Source organism: Paracoccus suum (assembly GCF_003324675.1).
In the GTDB taxonomy this organism is placed as follows: Bacteria; Pseudomonadota; Alphaproteobacteria; order Rhodobacterales; family Rhodobacteraceae; genus Paracoccus; species Paracoccus suum.
Genome location: NZ_CP030918.1, coordinates 1,981,377 through 2,007,859, shown reverse-complemented (window position 1 = coordinate 2,007,859; position 26,483 = coordinate 1,981,377). Strand labels below are relative to the sequence as shown.

Below are 26,483 nucleotides of genomic sequence, written 5' to 3'. Positions count from 1 at the left end.
TGTCAGGCCCGGTCGGCGAAGGCGGCGGCCATCAGCGCGCGGGTGTAATCGGTCGCCGGATTTGCAAACAGCGCCTCGGCCGGACCGGCTTCGATCACGTCGCCGGCGCGCATCACCAGGATCTGGTGCGCCATCGCGCGGACCACGCGCAGATCGTGGCTGATGAACAGATAAGCGAGGCCGTATTTGCGCTGCAATTCGCGCAGCAGATCGACGATCTGGACCTGCACCGTCATGTCGAGGGCACTGGTCGGCTCGTCCAGCACGACCACCTTGGGCCGCAGGATCATGGCCCGGGCGATGGCGATCCGCTGGCGCTGCCCGCCCGAGAACTCGTGCGGGTAGCGATCCATGGTCTCGGGGTCGAGGCCGACTTCAGCCATGATCTCGGCCACCATCTCACGGCGGTTGCGCCCCGGCTCGACACCGTGAACGCCCAGACCCTCGCCGATGATCTGCTCGACCGTCATGCGCGGGCTGAGGCTGCCGAACGGGTCCTGGAACACGATCTGCATGTCGCGCCGCAGGTGCCGGAGTTGGCGCGTGCCCCAGTCGCTGATGTCCTGGCCGAGATAGAGGATCGGCCCTTCCGAGGCGATCAGGCGCATGATCGCCAGCGCCAGCGTGGTCTTGCCCGACCCGCTCTCGCCGACGATGCCCAGCGTCTCGCCAGCCCGGACCGACAGGGTCGCGTTGTTGACCGCCTTCACATGCCCGACCACGCGCCGCATCAGGCCGCGCTGGATCGGAAACCAGACCTTCAGATGCTTTGTGGCGACGATCTCCGGGGCGTTCTCGGTGACCCGGCCGGGTCGGCCCTTGGGTTCGGCCGCCAGCAGCTTGCGGGTATAGGGGTGCCGGGGGTTCGCGAAAATCTCGGCGGTTGGTCCCTGCTCCACGATCAGGCCGCCCTGCATGACGCAGATCCGGTCGGCGATGCGGCGCACGATGCCGAGGTCATGGCTGATGAACAGCATCGACAGCCCCTCGCCCCGCTTGAGGTCGGCGAGCAGTTCGAGAATCTGTGCCTGGATGGTGACGTCCAGCGCGGTCGTCGGCTCGTCCGCGATCAGCAGTTCCGGACCGTTCGCCAGCGCCATGGCGATCATCACCCGCTGCCGCTGGCCGCCCGATAGCTGGTGCGGGTAATCGGCAAGCCGCGTTTCGGGATCGCGGATGCCGACCTTGGTCAGCAACTCGACGATCCGCACCCGGGCGGCCGCGCCGCGCAGTTCTTGATGCAGCGCCAAACTTTCGCCGAGCTGCTTTTCGATGGTGTGCAGCGGGTTCAGCGAGGTCATCGGCTCTTGAAAGATAAAGCTGATGTCGTTGCCACGAATGGCGCGCAGGATGCTGTCGGGCGCGCCGATCAACTCGCGGCCCTCATAACGGATCGAGCCGCCCGTCTCGGCCGCATCGCCCAGCAGGCGCACGGTCGAAAGCGCGGTCACCGACTTGCCCGAACCGCTCTCGCCCACCAAGGCGACCGTCTCGCCACGGTTCACGGTAAAGCTGACGCCGCGCACGGCGGCCGACAGCCGCCCCTCGCTGCGAAAGGCGACGGTCAGATCGCGCACCTCCAGCACCGCCTCGCCGGCCGGCGTTGCGGGCGCGGGAATGGGCGGCACTTCCGGCAGGATCTGACCCGGGGGCGGCTCATCGGTCGGGGTGGCCGGGACCGCAGCGGCCTCGCCGGGCGCCGGGATCACCGGGCGAACGTCGGTTGCGTCCGGCATCGGGTCCTTCGGGCCGCTCATTTAAAGGTCTTTCGCGGGTCGAAGGCGTCGCGGATGCCCTCGAACACGAAAACCAGCAGAGACAGCATGATGGCAAAGGTGAAGAAGGCAGTGAACCCCAGCCACGGCGCCTGCAGGTTCTGCTTGGCCTGCAGCGCAAGCTCGCCCAGCGAGGGGGCGGACGCGGGCAGGCCGTAGCCGAGGTAGTCGAGCGCGGCGAGGCCGCTGATCGTGCCGGTGACGACGAACGGCAGCATGGTCAGCGTCGCAACCATGGCGTTGGGGAGGATGTGGCGGAACATGATCACCCGGTCCCCGACCCCGAGGGCGCGCGCGGCCCGGACATATTCAAAGTTGCGGGCACGCAGGAACTCTGCCCGCACCACCCCGGTCAGGGCCGGCCAGCCGAACAGGATGGTCACGAACACCAGCAGCCAGAACGACCGCCCGAGGATCGCGAACAGGATGATAATCACGTAGAGCGAGGGCGTGCTGCCCCAGATCTCCAGCAGGCGCTGGAAGATCAGGTCGGTGCGGCCGCCAAAGTAGCCCTGCACCGCGCCCGCGGCGATGCCGATGGTCGAGGCGATAACTGTCACGATCAGCGTGAACAGGATCGAGGTACGGAACCCATAAATCACGCGCGCCGCAACATCCCGCGCGGTATCGTCGGTGCCCAGCCAGTGGGCGGCGTCCGGGGCCGAGGGCGCGGTCCCCACGTCGTTGATGGTGCGATAGTTGTAAGGAATGACCGGCCAGATCATCCAGCCTTTCTGCACTGCCTCGCCGCTGACCTTGCCGGTGGCGCGCGCCTCGGCCATGACCCCTTCGGGATCGTCCCAGCACTCCTCGCGACCGCCGGTCACGATCAGGCACTGGACCGACTCGTCGCGGTAGATCGCCTCGGTCCCGAAATCGCCGCCGAAGGTCTTTTCCGAGTAAAAGCGGTAGACCGGGAAATAATAGCTGCCCTTGAAATTGACGAGGATCGGTTTGTCGTTGGCGATCACCTCGGCGAACATCGCCAGCACGAACAGCAGGGCAAAGATCACCATCGACCAGAAGGCGCGCTTGTTGCGACGAAAGTTGCGCCAGCGGCGCTGGTTGAGGGCTGAAAGGCTCATCCCGCGCGCCTTTCAAAGTCGATGCGCGGATCGACAAGCGCGTAAGTCAGGTCCGAGAGGATCCCAACCAGCAGGCCCATCAGGCCAAAGACATAAAGCGTGCCGAAGATCACCGGGTAATCGCGCTGGACCGCGGCCTCGAACCCAAGCCGGCCGAGCCCGTCGAGCGAGAAGATGGTCTCGATCAGGATCGAGCTGCCAAAGAACACGCCAAGGAACATCGCGGGAAAGCCCGCGATGACGATCAGCATGGCATTGCGGAAGACATGCCCGTAAAGAACGCGACGCTCGCTCAGACCCTTGGCGCGGGCCGTGATGACGTACTGCTTGTTGATCTCGTCCAGAAAGCTGTTCTTGGTCAGCAAGGTCAGCGTCGCGAAACTGGCTATGCTTGAGGCGATCACCGGCAAGGTGATGTGCCACAGATAGTCTTTTACTTTCCCAAAGGTCGACAGGGCCTCGAAATTGTCAGAGGTAAGGCCGCGCAACGGAAATATTTTCCAATAGCTCCCCCCGCGAACAAAACCATCAACAAGACGGCGAACAGGAAGCCGGGGATGGCATAGCCGATGATGATCGCGCTGCTGGTCCATGTGTCAAAGGCGGTCCCGTCGCGAACCGCCTTGCGGATGCCGAGCGGGATCGAGATCAGATAGGCCAGCAAGGTGGACCACAGCCCCAGCGTGATGCTGACCGGCATCTTTTCCAGAACCAGATCGACCACGCTGATCGAGCGGAACCAGCTGGTGCCGAAATCGAACCGCAGGTAATTTCCGAGCATGGTGAGGAACCGCTCGGCGGGCGGTTTATCAAAGCCGAACTCTTTTTCCAGTTGGGCGATGAACTCGGGCGAGAGGCCCCTGGCGCCGGCATAACCCTCGCTGCCGCCGCTGGCCTGCCCGGCGCCCGCGTCGCCGCCGCCGGCGATGTTGCGGAACACGTCGCCCTCGCCCTGCACGCGGGCTGCGATCTGTTCGATTGGCCCGCCCGGGACGAACTGGGTCAGCGTGAAATTGACCAGCATGATGCCGATCAGCGTCGGCACGATCAGCAGCAAGCGCCGCAGGATATAGGCTGCCATCCCCGCCCCGTTCCGGCCGTTCGGCGCGCGCCTAGCGCAGCGCCCCGGCCTGTTTCAGCTTGGCGGCTTTATCGGCGTCGAACCACCAGAAATCAAGCTCGCCAAGGGAATAGGGCGGCAGCGCATCGGGGTGACCGTACTGGTCCCAATAGGCAACGGTATGCTCGGCCTTGTACCATTGCGGCACCCAGAACCGCAGCGCGCGCAGCGCGCGGTCAAGTGCGCGAACGCGGACCGCCATCTCGTCATGGGTGGCTGCGCCTTCGACCAGCGAAATCAGCTTGTCGATAGCAGGGTTGGCCAGACCCATCGCGTTGAACACGTCGCCCACGTTGGCCGAGCCGAAATACTGCTGCAACCCTGCGCCCGGGATCAGTTCCTGACCCAGTTGGGCATTCGACAGGTCGAAATCATGGCCACGGTTGCGGTCCTCGTACTGAGCATCGTCGACGCGGGTGTGGACCGCATCAATGCCGGCCGCGCGCAGGTTCTCGACAAAGGGATTGATGACCCGGTCAAAGGTCTGGCTGTCGTTCAGAATCTCGACCTTCAGGGTGCGGCCGTCCTTGCGCCGCAGCCCGTCGCTGCCGGTCGCCCAGCCGGCCTCGTCCAGCAGCGCAGCGGCCTGCCGCAGGTTGCGACGGTCGAGCTGGCGGGCGCCGCTGGTCGGCGGCAGGACGGCCTCGGCGTCGAGGATGCCGGGCGGAAGGTCGGCGGCCAGCGGCTCCAGGATCGCGCGCTCCTCCGGCGAGGGCTTGCCTGTGGCGGCCAGGTCGCTGTTGTCCCAGAAACTTTTGGTGCGGGTGTAGAGTCCGTAGAACAAGCTCTCGTTGGCCCATTCAAAGTTGAACATCAGGCCGATTGCCTCGCGCACGCGAATGTCGCCGAAATCGGGCCGGCGCAGGTTGATCGCCCAAGCCTGACCGCTGGAGACATTGCCGTTGGGAAGCGTGTCGCGCCGCACCCAGCCCGACTTGAAGGCCGGAAAATCATAGCGTGTGGCCCAGATGATGCTGCTGGCCTCGTTGCGAAAGGTGTATTCGCCCGCCTTGAACGCCTCGAATGCGCTGTCGTAATCGCCGAAATACTCGACGCGGATGCGGTCAAAGTTGTTGCGGCCGATATTGATCGGCAGCTTTTCACCCCAGTAATCCGGGTTGCGCTTCCAGACGATGCTGCGGCCGGTATCGGCGCGGTCGAACATGTAGGGGCCAGAGCCGACGAAGGGAATGTTCGAGCTTTCGCCGATGTCGCGCTTGTTCTTTTCGAAATCGGCCTGCGAAAAGATCGGCAGGCTGCCGGCGCCCTGGATCACGTCGCGCCGCGGGTAGTCAGGCTTGAAGGTAAAGCGGATTCGTCGGTCGTCCAGCAACTCGGCCGAGGCAATCTGCTGGGCGATCACGGTACGAAAGCTGGACAGGCCCTTGTCACGCAACTGCTCGTAGCTGAACAGCACGTCCTTGGCGGTCAGCGGCCTTCCATCCGAAAAGCGCACGTCGGGGCGAAGGGTAAAGATCACCCAATCCCGGCTGGCCGGGTATTCCAGCGTCTCGCAAATCAGGCAGTAGGCGGCGCCGACCTCGTCCGCGGTGCCGGTCAGCAGGCTTTCCAGCGGGGCGTTGGACATCGCGGCCGCACGGCCCTTGATGGTATAGGGGTTGTAGCTGTCAAAGCCGCCGGCGGCCCATTCGCTGATCTCGCCGCCCTTGGGGGCCGACGGATTGACATATGCCAGATGGGCAAAGTCGGCCGGCAGCTTCAGATCGCCAAAGACCGAGATGCCGTGCGCGGTGATGGTTTGCGGCGTATCCTGCGCCTGCAGTGGCTGGCCGAAGGCCATCAGCAACGCCAGCGGCGCGAGGCGGTGCAGGGCGCGAAGGGGCATCGGTCGGATGGAAATCATGGCGGCTCCGTCATCGCCGGGGACCGGCATCTGCGGGCCGCAGGCTAGGACGGGGCGGCCGTGGCGGGCAACCCGCGATTTCGTGAGCCGGACAGCGGAACGCCCGCCTTTTCAGGCGGGCGTCCGGTCGAACTGGTAAGGCGCGGGACTCAGCCGCCGTGCTGCTGCAGGAAGGCGATCAGATCGGCGCGGTCCTGGGGCTTGGGCAGGCCGGCAAAGGCCATCTTGGTGCCGGGAACGACGCCCTTGGGGTTGGTCAGGAATTCCTGCAGGGCTTCGGGCGTCCAGGTCGGCGCCTCGCCCGCATGGGCCTTCATCGCGTCATCGTAGTTAAAGCCGGCGACGCTGGCGACAGCGCGGCCAACCACGCCGTTCAGGTGCGGACCGGTGCCGTCCTTGCCTTCGACGCTGTGGCAGGTCTTGCACTTGCCGAACACCTTCTCGCCCTTGGCCGCATCGGCCGAGGCCATGAGCGCGCCGAAATCGATCTGCTCGGCCGGGGCGCCACCAGCAGGCGCGGCCTCCTCGACGGCGATGGTATAGGCTTGCGCGGGGGCCTCGCCCTCGGCGTGATGCTCGGGTCCGCCGACATGGTAGATGGACGAGGCGGCCCAGCTGACGAGCAGCAGCACCAGCAGCGATCCGATCAGCGCGCCCGCCGTCTTGGTAATGGTCATCGTGTTAAACATGCGGCGAGATCCCCGGCGATTGGGCATGGAGTGTCGCCGGCGTGCATACATGCTTTCGCTTTGTCGGTTCAAGCTGTAGTTAGGCACCCGCCGCCAACCCGTCGCGGCAGGGTGCCGCATGCGCCGCACTGCGCCGGGCCGGGGCTGATCGACTGCCGCCGGAAACGGCCGCGCCCCATGCCCAGACCCCCTGCCCGGGACGCCCACAGGACCCACCATGAAGCCCACCAATTGCATCGCCTTCCAAGGCGAACCCGGTGCCTACAGCCACCAAGCCTGCCGCCAGGCCCGCCCGGACATGGAAGCCCTGCCCTGCCCGACCTTCGAGGAGACGGTCGAGGCCTGCCGGTCGGGCGCGGCGGACCTGGCCATGCTGCCGGTCGAGAATTCGACCTATGGCCGCGTCGCAGACATCCACCACCTGCTGCCCGAAAGCGGCCTTCACATCCTCGACGAGACGTTCGTGCGCGTTCACATCAGCCTGCTGGGCGTGCCCGGCGCGCGGCTGCAGGATGTGCGCGAGGCCATGAGCCATACCGTCCTGCTGGGCCAGTGCCGGGGCTTTCTGCGCCAGCACGGGATTCGCACCGTGACGGCGGCGGACACCGCTGGCTCTGCCCTCGCCGTCGCCGAGGCGCGCGATCCGCAGCGCGCGGCGCTCGCCTCGCCCCTCGCCGGCGAGATTTACGGGCTGACCCCGCTGGCCGAGCAGATCGAGGATCGGGGCAACAACACCACTCGCTTCCTGATCATGGGCCGGACCCCGGACCGTACGCCGCGCAGCAATGCCTCAGGCGGCACGCAGATGATGACCAGCTTTGTCTTCCGCGTGCGCAACATTCCCGCGGCGCTTTACAAGGCGATGGGCGGCTTCGCGACCAACGGGGTGAACATGACCAAGCTGGAAAGCTACATGGTCGACGGCGTGTTCACCGCGACCCAGTTCTACGCCGATGTCGAGGGGCATCCGGACGAGCCGGCGCTCGCCCGCGCGCTGGAGGAGCTGACCTACTTCACCAGCAGCCTGACCATCCTCGGTGTCTATCCCGCCGATCCGTTGCGCGCGTCGCAGGCAGTCGCCGGGACATAACGCCGGCGACGCCCGTCAGCGACGCCCGCCAGCCGCGCGGGCGGTTTTTGGCGGGACGATCAGGCCCGCGTCGATCAGCGTCTGCGGTCCTTCGTATTGCAGCGAACCCGGATAACGGAAGCTGCGGTTCGCCGGGTCCTCGAGGATCTCGGCATAGACCCGGTATTCGCGCGCGCCCTCGTAATGCTGGTTGCGGCGCACCTCTTCCATGGCTCGGGCGTGGAAATCGGGCAGGAACTTGAAATGCAGCAGCGCTCCGGTTTCCGACGACACCCGGCAAGGCGTCATCTCATGGGTCGAGGACAGATAGTGAAACCCCTCGTTCCAGCGGGCCAGCGGCGCCTTTTGCATCGACAGGTGCGGCAGGCGTGGATCATGGCGGTCGTTCCAGAACCGGCGGATGCGCACGCCCCCTGACACCGTGGTGTCGGGGAAGCTGGCCGTGCGGTCGAACCAGTAGCCGGTGCCGTCGAACAGCGGGAAGTTCTCGATCAGCGAATCGCCGGGCTGGAAATCCACCTGATCCAGCGCGCCATCGGCATACATGTCTATCATCGGCGCCAAGAACGCCTCATCCCCGCCCGCATCGAGGCGGCGCACGAGATCGTTGATCGCGCCCGGCTGGTCCGAGCCGGCAAACACCAGCACCTCGTCCGCATCGACCGTCAGCACCCAGCGATCGCGGAAATAGGTCTCGCACACTTCGTTGTGCCATTTCACGCCATAGCGAGAGTCGCGGTAGTTTTCGTCGGTCTGCAGCACGAATACGTCGGGCTGCGCGGTGAAGTAGGCGACAGTCTGGTCGTCGGACATGTTATCGACCAGCACGAACTGGGCGATGCCCAGGTCTCGGTAGTACTGGTGCAACCACTTGAGGCGGCCGAACTCGTTGCGGGCGACGATCACGCAGGCAACTTCGTCCAGATCGATGCCGGGCGTGCCATTCAGCTTGGTGAACACCGTCGGCGCAGCGGTCAGGGGCGCCATCTCGGGATCGTTGGCCAGCATGTCTGCGACGGCAGTGCGGACCTGGTCCGGATCGCCGGTGCGATAGGCCAGTTGCATCAGCAAGCGGCGATAGCTCCACTCGTGCAGCCGCCAGCCTGCGCGGCCGCGATGGATCATCTCGGCCGTGTCCTTGGTCTGGCCGGCGCCGATCCGGGCCATCATCCAGTGCTCATAGCTGAAATTGGTCAGGTTCTCGTTGCCGACCAGATCGACCGTCGCCAGCACGCCTGGCCAATCGCGGCGAACCGCACGGTAATGGGTCAACGCCTCGCCAAAAGCCGCGAGGGAAGCGCCGCGCGGCAGGTCGTCCGGCAACAGCGACTCCGGCGGGATGCCGGCAAAGCGGGTGTCGGCCGGGTCGAACACCGAGGCCGCAATCTCGGCCGTGCGCAGCGCCAGCAGTGTCAACGGCGGGGCGTTCTCGACCGGGGCCGCGACCAGCTTGCGGACCTCATCGAAATAGCGGCGCCGGACAAGCATCGCGACGAGGCCGGCCAACACGTCGCCGTCGCGCAGCAACCCGCTGCGCTCAAGCTGGCTGACCATCCGCCGGACGTGATCGCCCTTGGGATCGATCAGATCGAGGTTCGAGGCGACCTCGAAGAAGGGCAATTGCTGCCGAGCCGCGCATTGCAGCGCAAGCTGGGCAAAGGTCGCGGGCGAAGGACAGAGGCGGTGCACCCCGCGCACTGCGACTGCGGCCGAGGGAGTCGAGGCGCGCTGCACCATCTCCGCCAGGACCGCGTCGGGCAGGCACCAGATCAGGTCGACGGGGGCGTCGCTGTCGTCCGAATCGGCAGCTTTTGGAACGGAGGGGATGCTGTCGATCACCGGCACGCCCGCGACCGAAAGCATGCCGACGATAGTCGTGATCATCGCCGGCAGGTCAGGCTGCGGCGCGTCCAACAGACGCCGGCTGTCCGGGCCGGCAAGGCGCACGAAGCCGGGCGACATCAGATCGGCGAGCACAGCCGGCGACAAGCGCAACGCAATTGGACGGCCTGCCTCGGTCACCGTCTCGATCCCGCTCAGCGGATGGCGGAACGCGTCGGCCACGGTGTGGGCCAAGTCCTCGCCGGTCAGCGCGCAGAGCACGAGATCGTCGGCGCAATTCTCATCCGCCTGGCTGGCGAGGGTCAGCAGCATCTGCCGCACCGACTGCGGGAACCCGCGGCTGAGCGGCATGTGACGCAGCCCGGCTGCAAACAGCGCGTGCTGCGGCATGGCCGGCGGCGTCACCACCAGCGGGTGGCGTGTCGGGCGCGCCAACTGCAACTGCGTGGCGCCGCCAGGATCGACTTCGAACGGCAGGCGGGCGCTGGCGTTGCGCGCCGCCCGCAACTGCGGTCCCACCTTCCAGCCGCTGGGTGCCCGCCAGTCAGCCAGTGCCAGGAAAGCGGGGTCGACCGTGACCATGCCGGCCACCGCGCGCAGGCTCGGCCGGCCGCGGAACCGCGCGGGCAGCATCATGCCCCAGCGGGTGCCGGGCTGGACCACCATGTCGAAACCGAGCGGCATGTAGACGTTGTCGCTGTCCTCAAGCAGGTATCCCGCGGCGATGCTGCTGAGGTCGGCCGCCGTCCATTCCCCCGAGACCACCATCACGTTGCTCGTCTCGACCGCAGCGATCGCTGCGTCGATGCTGCGATCGATTGCGTCCTCGCCCTCGGCGGCGGGGTCCAAGACCACGACCTGTGCGAAATGGGCGTCCAGTTGTACCGCCTCGCGACGGTTGTCATTCATGCTGGCGGCTGACGACAGCATGATCAACGTGGCGCCCGGCAGGGCGTCGTCCGCCTCGGGCGCGGTCTGGGCGATGCGGTCGGCGAGCGCGAGCTGCGCCGCGACCTCGGTGCCGATCTGCAGGCTGAAAGCGCGCAAATCGCAGTTGGTCTTGAGGATGCGCATGTTGTGGGCGACGGTTTCGGGGCCCATCGCGCGGGAGGGATCGCACGACAGCAGGACGCGCTCGCCTGAGACAATCTCCAGTTCGACAGCGCCGATGCGCAGCTCGAACGGGCCTGGCACCCGGCCCTCGGGCAGGTCGACCGAAATCTCCGGTCCCCATTCACCGGAGGCCTCGAAGCGGCTGATGACGAGGCGCGTGCTACCCTTTGCGCTGCGCCGGTCGGTCCGGCACATGATCGCCAGCAGGCAGCGGCCGGCCTCGTCCTCGAAATAAATCTCGCGCGTGGACGAGAGGGGGGCATCCACGCTGATCCGCAGCTGCTCGGCGGGCGGTAGGAGGCATTTCTGCATGGATCATCCCAGTCGTTCGGCGGCCGTCAGGCGACCGCGCAGGGTTCAAGCAGGCACCCGCGGCGGCAGGCAGTCGGTTTCGGCTCAGTAGTGTTCCGGCGGGCATGGCGCGCGGACCACAGTGCGGTTACGCACAGTCCGTCCCGCCGGCAACCGGGCAAGGTCAGCCGTCCCTGGCCATCGCTGCGGCCACTGCCTCGCGCGCTTCGGCGAGGTTGGGAACGGCAGCGTAGATGGCAGCGGTATTCTGTCCCTTTTCGCGCAGGGCAATCATCAACTGCGTCTCGAAATCCTCGGCATCGTCGGGGACGATCTCCAGCGCCGCGCACAAGGCACGCACGCGCTCGCGCCCCGCCTCGGGGTCGGCATAGATGTCCTCGAAGGCGATGCGGATCGGCGAAATCCCCAGCCGCGTGAAGTTGGCCTCCACCTCGCGGGTCATGCGGCGGCAAGCCCTCTGGTGACCGAGCAACAGCTCGACATCGAGCGGCGGCAGCTGGACCTTGCCGTCGTTCACGGCCTGATAACGATCCGTGGCGCCATGCTTGCCCCAGACGCCGGTGATCTTTGCCAGTTCGAGCGACAGCAAACGGCCGGCCTCGTCGTTGCGAGTCAGCACGATGTGCCGGTAGCCAAGCTTGTTCGTCAGTTGCATGAGGATGCGATTGAAGTCGGTGCTGGCAAGCTCGTAGCAGTGCTTGATCGACGGCCCCGCGGCCAGCACTTCGCGCAGCTGGGCCTTGAGGGTAGGTACGTCCTTGGTCGCGCTAAAATTCCTGGCGATCGGACCAAGTTCGCGATCGAAGTTGAACGGCTCATGCTCGAGCTTGGGCCGGTCGCTGAATGCCATCAGCAGATTGGTCAAAGTCGTGCCGCCCGTGCGACGCATAGTCCAGATGATGAACGGCAAGCTCATGACGCGGAGGTCCGATGTTGGGGCTGCCCCCAACTAGCAAGCCGCGCAATCCGCCTCAACCCTTGGCGCGAGTATGCCACCAACATCAAGGCACTGCGAGCAGGCACTGACGCGCGCGACGGTGCCTGCTCGCGATCTAATGGGCGCCTGAATAGAGGAGAATTCCAGACGTCACCTGTGTTTTCCTCGTTGGCGCGCACGCCGCGTCTTGACGGTGTCAAATGTGATCGCCGCGCCAGCCTGCATAAGTGCGTGCGCCAGCATTTCGGCGCCGACGGTGATATTTTCCGGCCGCGGGCTGACGGGGGCAGCGAAGTGCGCGGCAACCTTTGCCCGGTCCTCCGCGGGGACGTGTTCTTGGATGAACTTAGCGTTGCTCTCAGCGAAGAAATCCATGATCTCGCGGCGCGTCTCGGGTCCGAAGGCGCTCGCCTTTTCTCCGACCTCTTGGTTGCCCATGCGGCGGATGTTGCGAATGATCGGGTCCACCTCGTAGCCGCCCCCTATCAGCAGGTTCAGCGCCAGTTGCAGTCCGATGCTGGAGCCCGTCGGGCTGACGTTGCCTTCGAGGATGTCCTCCGGGCGCAGGGCATCGTCGATACCCGCGATTTTGCAGAAATCGCGCACGACATCTCCTTCCGCCAGCAATGCTCGCGAAAAACACCGCGGCACAATTTGCGCTTGTGGCAACGCCTTTTGCACAACCGATTGAAAGAATGGGTAGTCCAGCGCCTCGCCGAATTTCATGTAAGGCGCCGGGTCCGGTCGGGACACCGCCGCCTTGCCCTTCACGGTCTGAATAATCCGGCTTTCGATCGCATCGTCCTGCCGTCGATAATACCACACGACCGTGATGTCCCAGCCATTGGCCACCTCGCCCATACGGCTGAGCATATGTTCGACCAGCGGTGGGTCCATGTGGCTGATGCGACCGCCCGAGATTCCCTCGCAACTGATGATTACATGCTTGCAGCCCGAGGCTTCGATTTCCTCCAGTAAGGGCGCAGAGTCGAACGAGTCCGGCCGGTCTTTGTGCAACTCACGCTTAAGACCCTTGATCAGCCCCCCGTGTTGCCACGTGCGGCAGCCAGTTTCGGGATAAAGGATGCCGTGATTGATCAAACGGGCACGATTATGATCGAGCGTCTTCTGAATCGAAGTGCTGCCAGTCTTGTACTGGCCTATGTGCAAAATGAGTTTCTTCATGCCCGCTCCCGACGGCGAAGTAAAATATATTGGGCGCGCAGGAGTGCGGTCAGTGCCACCAACCTGCGACATGTACGCTTCGACGCCATAATGGGCTACGTCGAGTATAAACTGCATTTACGGTTAATATCTGAACGCGCGAATGCCCGATCTTCAAGGAGAACGTCGCAACATGATCTTTTTACCCGCTCAGGGTGAAATTGGATTCTGTTTTGCAATTAAACAGAAGGCGGGTATTTCGCAGCTATGCCACCGACAGTGTCATGATTCTGCTATACATCCGCACTAGCCGGTGCGCATGAAGCGCCTTTTCAGGAGTCCAAGATGACCTTCAGACTGATGACGACCGCCGCACTGGCCGCCCTGCTTGCGGCCCAGACCGTGCAGGCGCAGGGCGTCGATATGCCCGCGCTGGAAGCTGCCGCCGTCAAGGAGGGGATGCTGACCACCATCGCCCTGCCCCATGACTGGTGCAACTACGGTGCCAACATCGAGGGCTTCAAAGCCAAATATCCCGGCATCAAGATCAACGAGTTGAACCCCGACGGCAGCTCGGCCGACGAGCTGGAGGCGATCCGCGCCAACAAGGGCAACACTGGCCCGCAGGCGCCGGACGTCATCGACGTCGGCCTCGCCTTCGGCCCGCAGGCCAAGACCGAGGGACTGACCCAGCCTTACAAGGTCGCGACCTGGGACAGCATCCCGGCCGAGATCAAGGACGCCGACGGCCACTGGTTCGGCGACTACTACGGCGTGATGGCGTTCGGCGTGAACACCGACATCGTCAAGGAAGTCCCCAAGAGCTGGGCCGACCTGCTGAAGTCCGACTACAAGAACGCCTTCGCCCTGACCGGCGATCCGCGCGCCTCGAATCAGGCGATTCTCGCGACGCTGTCGGCCGGCATGTCGCGCGGCGGAGAGCCGGGCGAAGCCTCGGGCACCAAGGGCCTCGAGTACTTTGCCGAGCTGAACAAGGCCGGCAACTTCGTTCCGGTCACCGCCAAGGCGGGCACGATTGCCCAGGGCGCGACGCCGATCGTGGCCGCATGGGACTACAACCTGCTGTCGTGGCGTGACCAGTTGGCCGGCAACCCGCCGATGGAGGTCGTGATTCCCTCGGACGGCGTGCTCGCTGGCGTCTATGTCCAGGCGATCAGCGCCCATGCGCCGCACCCGAACGCGGCCAAGCTGTGGATGGAGTACCTCTATTCGGACGAGGGCCAGATCAACTGGCTCAAGGGCTACTGCCACCCGGCCCGTTTCAACGACCTGACCGCCAAGGGACTGGTTCCGCAGGACATCCTGGACAAGATGCCGCCGGCCGACGCCTATGCCAAGGCGGTGTTCCCGAGCCTCGAGGCCCAGGAAGGCAACAAGAAGGTCGTGACCGAGAACTGGGACAAGGTGGTTGGCGCCACCGTCGCCGAATGATCTTGGACTGACGCGCCGGGCATGGTCCGACGCGGCTGAAGTACGACTCGGCGGCGGGCGATCCCCGCCGCCGGATTCCGGTGCAGGTGAGATCGGCCCCTGAGCCGAACACGGCGGATCCCACCGCGCCTCCGTGCACCCGCCACCGCTGCCATCCAGCATGACCACCCGTATGCGAGCCGTTCCAGAGGCTTCAAAACGCCGATCCCGATCGCCGCCGCCGCCAACACCTTGATTTGGGCGCGCCAAGGCCGCAGACCGCTGCAAGCCCGAATCCGGGCATCACGACCCCGAGGCCCCATGATTTTCCTCGCAGTCCCGCTGCCCCGCCCATGACCCGGGCTCCGATCCAGCCACAAAGGCGACGCGCGCAGCCCCGGCTTTCGGTCTGGCTGGGCCTTGCCCCATTCGCAATTTTTGCCCTGCTGTTTCTGATCCTGCCGACGCTCAGTGTCGTCGTGGGCGCGTTCCGGGACAGCCAGGGCGGCTTTACCCTCGATAACGTTGCCGGCCTCGGGCAGGAGCGTATTCGCCATGCACTCTGGCTATCGGTCCGCCTCAGCCTGGCAACCGCGATCATCGGCTGCGTCGCGGGCTTCGCCATCGCCGCGGTCGTCACGCGCGGCGGGCTGCCCCGAGGGCTGCGCGGCCCGCTGATGAGCTTTTCTGGCGTCGCCGCAAACTTTGCCGGGGTGCCGCTGGCCTTTGCCTTTATCGCCACCCTCGGACGGCTCGGCTTTGTCACCGTGCTGCTGCGCGACTGGCTCGGCTTCAACCTCTACGCCACCGGCTTCAACCTGCTGTCCTTCTGGGGGCTGGTGCTGACCTACCTTTATTTCCAGATCCCGCTGATGGTGCTGGTCATCACGCCATCGCTCGACGGGCTGAAAACCGAATGGCGCGAGGCGGCACAAAGCCTCGGCGCCTCGCAGGTCACCTATTGGCGGCTGGTGATCCTGCCAATCCTGTGGCCGGCTGTCCTGGGCACGCTGGCGCTGCTGTTCGCGAATGCCTTCGGCGCGGTTGCGACCGCGATGGCGCTGACCGGCAGCTCGCTGTCGCTGCTGCCGATCCTGCTGTTCGCGCAGATTCGCGGCGACGTGCTGCAGGACCCTGGGCTCGGCTATGCCATCGCCTTTGGCATGATCGTGCTGACCGGCGTTGCCAGCGCCGTGTCGATCATCCTGCGCGCCCGGGCCGAGCGGTGGCTGAAATGACCCGCGTTTTCGCCTGGCTCAGCTTTGTCCTCGGGACGCTTTTCTTCGCGCTGCCGCTGATCGGCACGTTCGAGTTCAGCCTGCGCGCCCGGCGTGGCGAGTACAGCTTTGACACCTATCGCAATGTGCTGGGCGACCCGCAATTCCAGGCGACCTTCCTCTTCTCGGTCGTCGCCGCGCTTGTCACCATCGTCATCGGCATCCTGATCGTCGTGCCGGCGGCGTTCTGGGTGCGGCTCAAGCTGCCGCGGATGCGCCCGGTGGTCGAGTTCATCTCGCTGCTGCCGCTGGTCATTCCGCCGATCGTCCTCGCGTTCGGCTATATCCGCCAGTTCAACACCGCCTCGATGATCCCGCTGACCGGCAGCGCCATGGGCACTAATCTGCTGCTCGTCGCCGGTTATTCGGTGCTGGCCCTACCCTACATGTACCGCGCCGTTGACGCGGGCCTGCGCACGCTGGATGTCGCGACGCTGACCGAGGCTGCCCAATCGCTGGGTGCGGGATGGACCACGATCCTCGGGAGGGTGATCCTGCCCAACCTGCTGGCATCGGTGCTGTCAGGTGCATTCCTGACCTTTGCCATTGTGATCGGCGAATACGTCATCGCCGCACTGCTGAACCGGCCGGCCTTTGGGCCCTACATGGTTCTGATCGGTCCCAACCGCGCCTACGAGCCTGCGGCCCTGGCCGTGATCGCCTTTGCCATCACCTGGGGCTGCATGGGCCTGATGCAGCTTGCCATGCGCCTGACCCGCGCCAATCGGAAGAAACGATGACCGACACCAGCAGCCTGACCCTTTCGGGCCTCGAGAAATCCTTCGGCGAGAACCGCGTCGTGCGCGACTTCAACCTCGATGTGCAGCCGGGCGAGTTCATCTCGCTGCTGGGCCCGTCGGGCTGCGGCAAGACCACCGTTCTGCGCATGATCGCCGGGTTCGAGACGCCCTCGGCCGGTCAGATCGTCATCGGCGGGCAGGACGTGACGCGGATGACGCCAGCCCGGCGCCGGATCGGCATGGTGTTCCAGGCCTATGCGCTGTTTCCGAACCTGACCGCGGCCGAGAACGTCGGCTTCGGCCTCAAGGTCGCGGGCGTGCGCCGCGCCGCGCGGGCCGCACGCGTGGCCGAGATGCTGGCGCTGATCGGCCTGCCCGAAAAGGGCGGCCACTATCCGTTCGAGTTGTCCGGCGGCCAGCAGCAGCGCGTGGCCCTCGCCCGCGCGCTCGCCCCGCAGCCGCGCGTTCTGCTGCTGGACGAGCCGCTGTCGGCCCTCGACGCCAAGGTCCGCGTGCGCCTGCGCGCCGAGATCCGCGAGATCCAGAAGCGCCTTGGCATCACCACCATCTTCGTGACCCACGACCAGGAGGAGGCGCTATCCATCAGCGACCGCGTCGTGGTGATGCACGAGGGCGTGGCCGACCAGATCGGCACCCCGCCCGAGATCTACAACCGCCCCGCCACCGGCTTTGTCGCCAGCTTTGTCGGCACCCTGAACCGCCTGCCGGCCGAAGTCCTGGTCCCGGTCGCGGGCCATGTCAGCATCGCGGGATACGAAGTCGTCCTGAACCGCAATCTTCCTGCCGGCCCCATCACCCTCGGCGCCCGCCCGGAGGCGTTCCGGCGCGCCGACAGCGGGCTGCGCGTCACCGTCGACGGGGTCGAATTCATGGGCGCCGTTCGCCGCGTGCGCGGCCACCTCGAGGACGGCAGCCAAATCATCTGGGACGGCTTCAACTCCGCCGCCGACACCGCGCCCGAGCGCGGAGACCGGGTCGCTTTGCAGATCGACGGCCGAGACCTGATCTCGCTGGAGGATTGAGAGACCCTTTCCGTCCACTGCCCCCCGATCGGGCGAGCAGGTTGCCGTGCAATCGACGGACGCCACCTATCCGCTAGCTGGCTGAGACCCCCGCGGCGCTCCGCCGGCATATCACCCGAGCGCGGGGAGTAAACTGCAGTGCGAATCGACATACGCCGCCTGATTTTACTGCGGGAATGGCGGCTTTTGGGTTGCCGTTGCCTCGGGCGGCAGCGGAGCATTTGCTTGCGGGTCTGTCCCATGGGCACGATTTTGTTAGGCCGCTGAACTGACCCGTTGAACATCGACATTTCTGCGACCCGCTCAGCGGGGGCACGACCTGTCAGGCCGCGCCTCCTTCTTATTGTCGGGGACCCATGAGAAACCGCCCTCAGCCCTCCGGCACCCACACCGCGCCATCCGGGCGCGCCTCAACACGGCCGAGGCCCGGCGGCGGCATGTGGAAGACCGCGGCGCGCATCTTGTCCGCGGCAAGGCGGTCGATCATCCGGCGGCGCTGCTCCTTGCCCGCCTCAGCGTCCTGGTCGGTGCCCCAGGTCAGATCGGGGTGCGAGACGCTGGCCGGATTGGTGAACACGTCCCCGGTCAGCATGATCGGATCATCGCCGAGGTGCAGCACAAAACTGGTGTGCCCTGGCGAGTGGCCGTGCGTTGCGAAGGACTCGATCCCGGGCAGCACCTCGGCCCCATCGGCAAAGAAGGTCGCCCGTTCTGCCAGCCGCGGCAGGCGTGCCTGCGCGCCCACGGCAAAGTTCTGCCGGTCGGGTGGCATCGACGACATGGCGCCGTCCGACATCCAGAAATCATGCTCGGTGCTGGCCATGTAGTAGGCGGCCTCGGGGAAGGCGAGCTCGTCAAAATCGTCCGTCACGCCCCAGAGGTGATCGGGGTGGCCGTGGGTAAAGACGATGTCCGTCACCATGTCGGGCGTCACCCCCGCCTCCTCCAGCGCGGCGATCAGCGTGCCCGCGGTAGGCACGAAGGCAGGGCCAGAGCCGGCGTCGAACAGGATAACCCGGTCGTCCATGCGCAACAGCGGGACCGTGCAGGCGCTCTTGTAGGGCGCGCCCGGGTCGGATGTACCGAGGGCGGCCATCAACTGTTCGGGCGTCGCGTCGGGAAGGACAAACCCCGCGGTCAACTCCAGATGGCCGTCGCTGAGGAACGCCGGCGCGGTAGCGTCGGCAGCGGTTGCGGCGTGGGCGCGGCGTCCGGCCAGCGGCAGCGCGGCGCCCACCGCCAGCAATTGCAGCACCCCCCTGCGGCCAAGCGGGATGGTGGCAAGGTTCGGTCCCGGGCGATGCGCCATGGTGTATCCTCTCGGTTATGGTCGGGGTGGCGGCCGGCGTGCCAAGGCGACGCCCTGAAGCGCACGCGAGGCAAGATGGCAGCGATTGATCCCCGGCGTCGTTAACAGCATGCACCGCGCAGGCGGCGCCGGCGATCGTGGCAGCTTCATGACAAAAAGGGTAGCAGGTTCGTCCGCCGTGCATCGCGAGACGTGCAGGCGCTGGCGACCGAGGCGCTCCCGGGCGGTTAAAGCCGCCGAGGTTCGGGATTACTCTGACTCCGCCTTGTCCGCGGCCCGGTCACTCGCGACGCGGGTGAAGTGATGGCCCGCCGCCGGCGCGCTACGGCCGCGCGTCGGAAACTCCATCGCCGCGCCCCGAGTGAAGCCCGCCTTTTCCAGCACCCGCGCCGAGGCCGGGTTGTCATCGAACACCCCCGCAGTCAGCCCGGCAAGGCCGAAACGTTGCAGGACCATGTCACAGAAGGCCGGGACTACTTCCGAGGCGATACCGCGTCCCGCAACCTCGGGCGTCAGGTAATAGAACACCGGCGGCATGTGACCCGCGCCGTCGCCCAAGGCCCCGACCCCAACCGAGCCGATGATCCGCCCGCCCTGGCGGACGGTGCAGCGGAACGGCGGCAGGCCGGTCCATTCGGGATGGGTTGTGGCGAACTCGCCCTCGGGCATGTCTGGATAGAACAGGAACAGCATCCGCGCCACCTCCCCCTGCGTGGCGATGGCGCGCAGGTCGGCCAGATCGGTCTCGCGGACCGGCCCGATCTCGCAGCGCTCGGTGGTCAGGTGAACCGGCTGGGCGGCGGCAAATTCGGGCAGCGTCAGGTGATGACGTGTCCCCGGGACGACGCCGCGCGTGGGCGAATGGATCTGCACGCGCCCTACGGGCTGGAACCCGAGGCGGGCCAGCACGGCCTGCGACGGGCCGTTGCCGTCCATCACTTGCGCCCCGATCAGGGACTGGCCGGCGGCAAATGAGCGCGACAGCGCCAGCACAGCGGCGCGGGTGGCGATACCGCGGCCCTGAAACTCAGGCGTCAGCCAGTAACCGAGGTCGGGGCCGCCCCGGACCATGCCCGCAAATGTGCCATCGACGCGGATCGCATGCTCACCCGGGGTGGCGGTGGTCGTCACGAACGCCTCCGCATCGGCAATGCCGTAGGGCTGAGGCACGCTGCTGAGCCATTGTGCCGTCTCGGGCGCCTGCATCGCGGCCGTGATCCGCGGGATATCCTCGGTCCGGGGCCTGTCGAGGGTGATGCGAGTCATGGCGCGCGCCTTTTGATGTCAGCCCACGGACACGACACGTACCGCACCGTTGCGGGCCGACAAGGCTACCTCGCCCGCCGCGAGGCGCAGCGCGTCAGTGCCAAACACTTCGGCCCGCCACCCCGCCAGTGCGGGAACGTCGCGCCCGCCCGAGGCGATCGCGTCCAGTTCGGCCGCCGAGGCGATCAGCCGCGGCGCGACGCCGGCGGCATCGGCCTTCGCCTTCAGCAACACGCGTAGCAGGTCCGCCAGGGCCGGATTGCCCGGCGCCCCTGGCTCGCTGTCGGGCAGCCTGGGCGGGTCCTTCTCGGCCGCGGCGCGGCTGAGCGCGTCAAAGATGCCGGTCGCAATCTCGCCCCGGCGCGCCTCGCGCAGCAGCAGGCGCGAGCGTCCCAACTCGTCCTCGTTCTGCGGTCGGGTCGAGGCCAGTTCGACCATCGCATCGTCCTTGTAGACGCGCGAGCGTGGCACGTCGCGGCTTTGCGCATATTCCTCGCGGAACCTGGCCAGCTCTTTCAGCGCGGCCAGAAATCGCGGCGAGTTGCTGCGCGTGCGCACCCGCAGCCAGGCATCCTCGGGCCGCGTGATATAGGTCTCGGGGTCCAGCAGAACGCCGATCTCCTCGGCAACCCAGGGGGAGCGTCCGGTCTTTTCCAGCTGCCCGGCGAGAAACTCATAGATCGCGCGGAGGTGCGTGACATCCGCCAGCGCATAATCCATCTGCGCCTGACTGAGCGGGCGATGCGACCAGTCGGTAAAGCGCGAGGACTTGTCGAGCGGCTGGCGGGCGATCCGCTTGACCAGCGTCTCGTAGCCCGCCTGCTCGCCAAAGCCGCAAACCATGGCCGCGACCTGCGTGTCGAACAGCGGTTGGGGAAAGATGCCTGCGTCGTGAAAGAAGATTTCCAGGTCCTGCCGGGCGGCGTGGAACACCTTCACGGTGCCGGTATGCCGGAACAGATCGTAGAGCGGCTCCAGCGACAAGCCCGGCGCCAGCGGATCGACCAGCACCGCCGGGCCGCCCGGGGCCTTGGGGCCTGAGGCCGGCGGCAGGGCCATCTGGATCAAGCACAGCTTGCTGTAATAGGTCCGCTCGCGCAGGAACTCCGTGTCGACGGTGACGTAGGGATGGGTCTTGGCCTCGGCACAGAACGCCGCGAGTTCTTCGGTGGTCGTAATCAGCGTCATCGGGCAGTCCCGCGTCTCTTTTTCTTGTCGGCCTTTAGGCGCTTGGGGCGGCAATGGAAAGCGCGCGCTGCTAGCCGATGTCAGTAGTCTCGATCAACCGGCGCATCTCGGCAACGCCGCTGCGGCCGACCTTGGCGGGCATGGCGTGGCCGATGCCACGGCCCAGCTGCCGCAGGCCGACCAGCAGCTTGTCCACGGGGCGGATGCCGGTCGGCGGATGGGCGGCCGCATGGGCCAGCGAGCCGCGCTGCGGGCGCGGGACAAATGCCGGGTCCCAACGGCGCAGGGCGGCATGCCAGTCGCCCGTGACCTCGGCCGCCAAAGGATCGTCAGTCAGCAGCCAGGGCTTCGCCCCGCCCGAGAAGTGCAGAAGAAGCGGATCGAAGCGGCGCACCAACTCGGGCCGCAGCCAGCGGTAGTTGTGCCAGTTCCAGCGCGGGCTGAGCAGCGCGATCAGATGGGCCGCGCTGCCGTTCAGTGCACCCTGATCGCCCTGACGATCACGCGCCATGACCTGCTGGTTGGCCTGGGCGAAGGCCATCATCCGCTCGGTGATACCCTCGGCCTCATAGGGGGCGGTCTGGAACAGCAGCACGCCCGATTGCCAGTAGATGCCGTCCGGACCGCCCAGCGCGGCCCGCAGCCGGGCCGAGTTTGCGCGCCCCTTGGCGCTGCGATGCGGCTTTAGCGCTTCGCGATGCGCGAAGTCGGGGACCGCTGCCAGCGGAAAGGGCGCTGCAATCGAATCGAACAACTGCTGGACCGCGGGGCGACGCAGGCTTGTGTCGGTGTCGCAGTAGAGCATGGCGCGGTAGTCGTTGCGCAACAGCCCCGGCAGCAGGTAGCGAAAATACGAGGCGATGGTGATGCGCGGGTTGGTGATGCCGATCTGCGGCATCACCGGCACCAAGGGTAGCAGCCGCACCTCGCCATCCCGCAGGTGTAGCGGCACCCGGTCGATGTCGGGCGAGGCCAGCACCACGTCAAAGCGACGGCCCGGCTCCATCCGGGTGATGCGGTCGGCGGCGGCCCAGGCATAGGGCAGATGGCCGGCGTCGCAGGTAAAGACGACTGCGTCCTGATGACGGGCCGGACGCGGGGCGACCGGACCGTAGCTTGGGGTCGCGGTCGCCGCGCTCACTTCAATAGAACGCCTGCAGCCCGGTGATCGCCCGTCCGATGATCAGCGCATGGACGTCATGCGTGCCCTCGTAGGTGTTGACCGTCTCGAGGTTGGCGGCGTGGCGCATCACCTGAAACTCTTCGCTGATGCCATTGCCGCCATGCATGTCGCGCGCCCAGCGGGCGATTTCTAACGCCTTGCCGCAGTTGTTGCGCTTGATCAGGCTGATCATCTCGGGCGCGGCATTGGCGTCGTCCAGCAGGCGGCCGACGCGAAGGCTGCCCTGCAGGCCCAGCGCGATCTCGGTCAGCATGTTGGCCAGCTTCAGCTGGAACAGCTGTGTCTGCGCCAGCGGCTTCTTGAACTGGTGGCGGTCGAGGCCGTACTGGCGCGCGGCATGCAGGCAGAACTCGGCGGCGCCCATGACGCCCCAGCTGATGCCGTAACGCGCGCGGTTGAGGCAGCCGAAAGGACCCTTCAGCCCCTCGACATGCGGCAGCAGCGCGTCCTCGCCGACCTCGACATCCTGCAGGACGATCTCGCCGGTGATCGAGGCGCGCAGGCTCAGCTTGCCCTCGATCTTGGGCGCGCTGAGGCCCTTGGCGCCCTTGTCGAGGACAAAGCCGCGGATCTTGCCGCCATGCGCATCGGATTTCGCCCAGACGATGAATACGTCGGCGATGGGGCTGTTGCTGATCCACATCTTGGACCCGTTCAGCAGATAGCCGCTGGCGGTCTTTTTGGCGGTCGTCTTCATGCCGGCCGGGTCGCTGCCGGCGTCGGGTTCGGTCAGGCCAAAGCAGCCGATCCACTCGCCGGTGGCCAGCTTGGGCAGGTATTTCTTGCGCTGTTCCTCGCTGCCATAGGCATAGATCGGGTACATCACGAGGCTGGACTGGACCGACATCATGCTGCGATAGCCGCTGTCGACGCGCTCGACCTCGCGGGCAATCAGGCCATAGGCGACGTAAGACGCGCCGAGTCCGCCGTATTCCTCGGGGACGGTGACGCCCAGCAACCCCATCTCGCCCATCTCGCGGAAGATGGCAGGGTCGGTATGCTCGTCGCGGTATGCGGCGATGGCGCGCGGGGCCAGCTTTTCCTGCGCATAGGCGCGGGCGGCGTCGCGCAGCATCCGCTCTTCCTCGGACAGCTGGTCGTCCAGACGGAAGGGATCCTCCCAGTCAAAGCGGCCAAGATCGGGCGCATCCTTGGGCTTGCGCGCGGGCGCTGCGGCGTCGGTGCCGGGCGTGGCTGGGTTCTGGACGTTCATGCGATCCTCCTGCGTTCCCTGTGAATAAGACGTGGGCTGCGATCACGCAATCCTCCGCAACTTGTCAGGCGGCGGGGGCAAGCTTTGAGGAACTGCCGGCGCGCGGCTAGGTTAGGCTGCGACAAGTTTCGCCCGAGGAGGCACCGCACATGAATCGCCTGTTCCGCTCGACCACCGCCATCGCCGCCATTCTTGGAATCGTTACTCCCACGCTGCTGCAGGCGCAGGTTCCGATTGGATTGGCCCAAGCCCAAACCCAGCCCGTCGTGGTCGTGCCGCCCACAGAGGCGCTGACCGACGCCGAGGCCGCCGCTGCGGCCGCTGCCGCCACGGGCAAGGCACCTGTGTCGAAGGCAGAACTTGAGAAGAAGGCCAAGGAAGCCGCGAAGAAGGCGAAGGAAGCTGCCAAGGAGGCTGCCGCCGAAGCCAAGGAAGCAGCGAAAGAGGCGGACGTGGCCGCGAAGGAAGCTGCCAAGGACGGCAAGAGCCCGATCGTCGTCTCGCCCAACGCCAAGTCAAAGGCAGCTGCTGAGGATGGCGACGCACCGGTCGTGGTCGCCCCCGGCAAGGCCGGGGTGAAGGCCAAGGCTGATGCAAAGGCCGACGCGCCGGTCAAGGCCGGCGCCAAGGCCACGGCGGATGCGCCTGTCGTCGTTGCCCCCAAGGACAAGCCCAAAGCGGACGCCAAAGCCAAGGCGGAAGCCGAGGCACCGGTGGTCGTCGCCCCGGCCAAGCCGGTCGCGAAAGCCAATGATGCTGAGGTGAAGGCTGCCGCGGACAAGGCGGCCGCTGCAAAGGTCGCCCAGGAGAAGGCTGCTGCTGCCAAGGTTGCCGCCGACAAGGCCGCGGCAAAGGCTGCCGAGGCATCCACGCCCGTCGTCGTCGCGCCCGCCGCCAAGCCCGTGCCCGAGCAGCCCTCCCCCACGACCAAGCCGGCCATTGCAGTCTCGCCCAATGCTAAGTCGCCCGATTACGCCACCACCAAGGCGCCGGCCGAGCCGGTCGCCGTGAGCCCCGGCACCAAGGCGCCAGACGCTGACGCCTTGGCAGAGGCCCTCGCGAAAAAGGATGGCGCCAAGGCGCCTGTTGTGGTCGCCCCCGCCGCCAAGCCCGCTGCCGCGACCGCACCCGTGGTCGCAAAGCCCGCCGCCGGGACGGGAACCACGCCGGTCGTGGTCGCCCCGGGCGCTGTGACCGCCGCCACCGGCCAGAAAGAGGCGCCGCGCCCGGTCGTTGTGGATGACGCCGACAAGGCCTTGATGTCAGAAGCGCTGGGTAAGGCCAAGTCGGTGGCTCCTGTCGCTGCCGCTGGTACAGCGGCCGCAGCCGCAGCAGCCGCCGCCGGCAAAGCGCCGGTCGTCGTCTCGCCCAACAGCAAGTCGGCCGACAATGCCGCCGCCAACACCCCGGTCGTTGTGGATGCGCTGAACGCGCCCGACACCGTGGGCAATGACGCCAGCTCGGTCGTCGTGACCGACGGCAGCGCCCGCTCGTCGTCCGAGGATTTCGCGACCAGCGTTGCCGCCGCGGCGGCCGCAGCGGCCGGCAAAGGCCCGATCAACAATGTTGGCGAGACCACCACCAGCGGCGGCAAGTCGGCCAAGAACGACGACGATGACGACCGCAAGGAAATGCTGGCCAAGTTGCTGGTCGCCGGACTCGGCGCCTATGCGGTTGGCAAGATGATCCAGAATCAGGGCCAGGTCGCGCTGAACACCGGCGACCGCGTCGTGGTGCAGGCGCCCGACGGCAGCCAGCAGATCTGGCGTGACGACAACGCCTTGCTGCTGCAGCCCGGCGCGCGCGTGACGACCGAGAACTTCACCGATGGCTCGTCGCGCAGCATCATCACCCGTGACGACGGCAGCCGCGTGGTCACTATTCGCGACGCGCAGCTGCGGGTCCTGCGCCGCACCCTGATCGCGGCGGACGGCACCGCAACCGAACTGATCAACGACGCCGCCCCTGTGGAGCCGGTGCAGGTCACCGCGCTGCCCCCCGCCGCGCGCCCGGTGACCTACTCGGGCCAGTCGAGCGAAAGCCAGCTGCGCGACGCGCTGGAGCGTGAGGCAGCGGTCAGCCGCCGCTTCTCGCTCGGTCAGGTGCGCAACATCTCCGAGGTGCGTAGCCTGGTCGCGCCGATCAGCATCGACTCGATCACCTTCGACACCGGCTCGGCCGCGATCCGTCCCGATCAGGCGCAGCAGCTTTCCTCGCTCGGCAAGACCATCGCCGACATGGTGAAAGCCAACCCGCGCGAGGTCTTCATGGTCGAAGGCTATACCGACACCGTCGGCCAGCCCGCGTCGAACCTCGCCCTGTCCGACCGCCGCGCAGAATCGCTGGCCCTGGCGCTGTCGGAATACTTCCAGGTGCCCCCCGAAAACCTGGTCGTTCAGGGCTATGGCGAGCGCTTCCTGAAGGTTCAGGCAGAAGGTGACGTGCGCGAGAACCGCCGCGTGGCGGTGCGCCGGATCACCAATCTGCTGCAGAACTGACCGGATACAGAAAGGGGCCGCAGCGATGCGGCCCCCGATCCCGGCCCTCACGGGCCCACCTTCAAGGGTCGCAGCGATGCGGCCCCTTTTTCGTCGGCTCAGATCATCTCGACGCGGTAGCGCTCGATCACCGTGTTCGCCAGCAGTGCCTCGCACATGCGCTTGACCTCGGCCTCTGCTGCGGCCGGATCGGTCGCGGTAAGGTCCAGCTCAATCACCTTGCCCTGGCGCACGCCGTCGATGCCACCGAACCCCAGCGAGCCGAGGGCATGGCGGATCGCCGCACCCTGCGGGTCCAGAACGCCGTCCTTGAGCATGACGGTGACGCGGGCTTTGAGGGACAT

The 26,483-nt window shown here is 66.5% G+C and carries 19 protein-coding genes and 1 pseudogene; 6 read left to right on the top strand and 14 right to left on the bottom strand.

Annotated features, from left to right (window positions below; translation table 11 throughout):
• Window positions 1–2 precede the first annotated feature (2 nt).
• The 5 genes and pseudogenes from DRW48_RS09775 to DRW48_RS09755 form a co-directional block, all read right to left on the bottom strand.
• A complete protein-coding gene (locus DRW48_RS09775) occupies window positions 3–1,757 on the bottom strand; it encodes an ABC transporter ATP-binding protein (protein WP_241963227.1) in 1,755 nt (584 codons plus the stop codon).
• Complete coding sequence (locus DRW48_RS09770; protein WP_114076261.1) at window positions 1,754–2,860, bottom strand: ABC transporter permease; 1,107 nt, start codon at window positions 2,858–2,860, stop codon at window positions 1,754–1,756. The genes DRW48_RS09775 and DRW48_RS09770 overlap by 4 nt, the downstream gene beginning before the upstream one ends.
• Window positions 2,857–3,941 (bottom strand): annotated as a pseudogene (locus tag DRW48_RS09765) (microcin C ABC transporter permease YejB). The gene DRW48_RS09770 and the pseudogene DRW48_RS09765 overlap by 4 nt, the downstream one beginning before the upstream one ends.
• A gap of 31 nt (window positions 3,942–3,972) precedes the next feature.
• On the bottom strand, window positions 3,973–5,844 hold the full coding sequence (locus DRW48_RS09760; RefSeq protein ID WP_422385730.1) for an extracellular solute-binding protein: 1,872 nt from the start codon (window positions 5,842–5,844) through the stop codon (window positions 3,973–3,975).
• 149 nt (window positions 5,845–5,993) lie between these two features.
• Window positions 5,994–6,533, bottom strand: coding sequence for a c-type cytochrome (locus DRW48_RS09755; RefSeq protein WP_114076260.1), 540 nt, complete (start codon window positions 6,531–6,533; stop codon window positions 5,994–5,996).
• Between the two features lie 217 nt (window positions 6,534–6,750).
• Here DRW48_RS09755 and DRW48_RS09750 point away from each other — a divergent pair, with 217 nt between their 5' ends.
• Window positions 6,751–7,623 carry a prephenate dehydratase gene (locus DRW48_RS09750; protein WP_114076259.1) on the top strand — a complete coding sequence of 291 codons (873 nt, stop codon included), beginning with the start codon at window positions 6,751–6,753 and terminating at the stop codon, window positions 7,621–7,623.
• A gap of 15 nt (window positions 7,624–7,638) precedes the next feature.
• On the opposite strand, the gene DRW48_RS09745 is transcribed toward DRW48_RS09750, so the two are convergent.
• The 3 genes from DRW48_RS09745 to DRW48_RS09735 form a co-directional block, all read right to left on the bottom strand.
• Window positions 7,639–10,890 (bottom strand): glycosyltransferase family 2 protein, encoded by a 3,252-nt coding sequence (locus DRW48_RS09745; protein WP_114076258.1) that lies wholly within the window; start codon window positions 10,888–10,890, stop codon window positions 7,639–7,641.
• A 163-nt stretch (window positions 10,891–11,053) separates the two neighbouring features.
• Window positions 11,054–11,806: a Stf0 family sulfotransferase gene (locus tag DRW48_RS09740; RefSeq protein WP_114076257.1), complete on the bottom strand. Its 753-nt coding sequence runs from the start codon at window positions 11,804–11,806 to the stop codon at window positions 11,054–11,056.
• A gap of 171 nt (window positions 11,807–11,977) precedes the next feature.
• Window positions 11,978–13,012 carry a hypothetical protein gene (locus tag DRW48_RS09735; RefSeq protein ID WP_114076256.1) on the bottom strand — a complete coding sequence of 345 codons (1,035 nt, stop codon included), beginning with the start codon at window positions 13,010–13,012 and terminating at the stop codon, window positions 11,978–11,980.
• 324 nt (window positions 13,013–13,336) lie between these two features.
• Between DRW48_RS09735 and DRW48_RS09730 the strand changes: the two genes are divergently transcribed.
• The 4 genes from DRW48_RS09730 to DRW48_RS09715 all read left to right on the top strand — a co-directional run bounded on the left by DRW48_RS09730 (window position 13,337) and on the right by DRW48_RS09715 (window position 17,482).
• The gene (locus DRW48_RS09730) at window positions 13,337–14,443 is read left to right on the top strand and encodes an ABC transporter substrate-binding protein (protein WP_114076255.1); all 1,107 of its coding nucleotides are present in this window, start codon (window positions 13,337–13,339) and stop codon (window positions 14,441–14,443) included.
• A gap of 332 nt (window positions 14,444–14,775) precedes the next feature.
• Window positions 14,776–15,660, top strand: a complete 885-nt coding sequence (locus DRW48_RS09725; RefSeq protein ID WP_114076254.1) for an ABC transporter permease — start codon at window positions 14,776–14,778, stop codon at window positions 15,658–15,660.
• On the top strand, window positions 15,657–16,439 hold the full coding sequence (locus DRW48_RS09720) for an ABC transporter permease (RefSeq protein WP_114076253.1): 783 nt from the start codon (window positions 15,657–15,659) through the stop codon (window positions 16,437–16,439). The genes DRW48_RS09725 and DRW48_RS09720 overlap by 4 nt, the downstream gene beginning before the upstream one ends.
• A complete protein-coding gene (locus tag DRW48_RS09715; RefSeq protein ID WP_114076252.1) occupies window positions 16,436–17,482 on the top strand; it encodes an ABC transporter ATP-binding protein in 1,047 nt (348 codons plus the stop codon). The genes DRW48_RS09720 and DRW48_RS09715 overlap by 4 nt, the downstream gene beginning before the upstream one ends.
• Before the next feature lie 370 nt (window positions 17,483–17,852).
• On the opposite strand, the gene DRW48_RS09710 is transcribed toward DRW48_RS09715, so the two are convergent.
• From DRW48_RS09710 to DRW48_RS09690, 5 genes are all read right to left on the bottom strand, one after another.
• Complete coding sequence (locus DRW48_RS09710) at window positions 17,853–18,791, bottom strand: MBL fold metallo-hydrolase (protein WP_114076251.1); 939 nt, start codon at window positions 18,789–18,791, stop codon at window positions 17,853–17,855.
• Between the two features lie 249 nt (window positions 18,792–19,040).
• Window positions 19,041–20,057: a GNAT family N-acetyltransferase gene (locus DRW48_RS09705; RefSeq protein WP_114076250.1), complete on the bottom strand. Its 1,017-nt coding sequence runs from the start codon at window positions 20,055–20,057 to the stop codon at window positions 19,041–19,043.
• Window positions 20,058–20,075: 18 nt separating this feature from the next.
• The gene (gene rnd, locus DRW48_RS09700) at window positions 20,076–21,245 is read right to left on the bottom strand and encodes a ribonuclease D (protein WP_114076249.1); all 1,170 of its coding nucleotides are present in this window, start codon (window positions 21,243–21,245) and stop codon (window positions 20,076–20,078) included.
• A gap of 70 nt (window positions 21,246–21,315) precedes the next feature.
• Window positions 21,316–22,386 (bottom strand): glycosyltransferase family 8 protein, encoded by a 1,071-nt coding sequence (locus DRW48_RS09695; protein WP_114076248.1) that lies wholly within the window; start codon window positions 22,384–22,386, stop codon window positions 21,316–21,318.
• A 1-nt stretch (window position 22,387) separates the two neighbouring features.
• Complete coding sequence (locus DRW48_RS09690; RefSeq protein WP_114076247.1) at window positions 22,388–23,641, bottom strand: acyl-CoA dehydrogenase; 1,254 nt, start codon at window positions 23,639–23,641, stop codon at window positions 22,388–22,390.
• A 149-nt stretch (window positions 23,642–23,790) separates the two neighbouring features.
• Here DRW48_RS09690 and DRW48_RS16470 point away from each other — a divergent pair, with 149 nt between their 5' ends.
• The gene (locus DRW48_RS16470; RefSeq protein WP_114076246.1) at window positions 23,791–26,139 is read left to right on the top strand and encodes an OmpA family protein; all 2,349 of its coding nucleotides are present in this window, start codon (window positions 23,791–23,793) and stop codon (window positions 26,137–26,139) included.
• 98 nt (window positions 26,140–26,237) lie between these two features.
• Here DRW48_RS16470 and purS read toward each other — a convergent pair whose 3' ends face one another.
• Window positions 26,238–26,483, bottom strand: a complete 246-nt coding sequence (purS, locus tag DRW48_RS09680) for a phosphoribosylformylglycinamidine synthase subunit PurS (protein ID WP_114076245.1) — start codon at window positions 26,481–26,483, stop codon at window positions 26,238–26,240.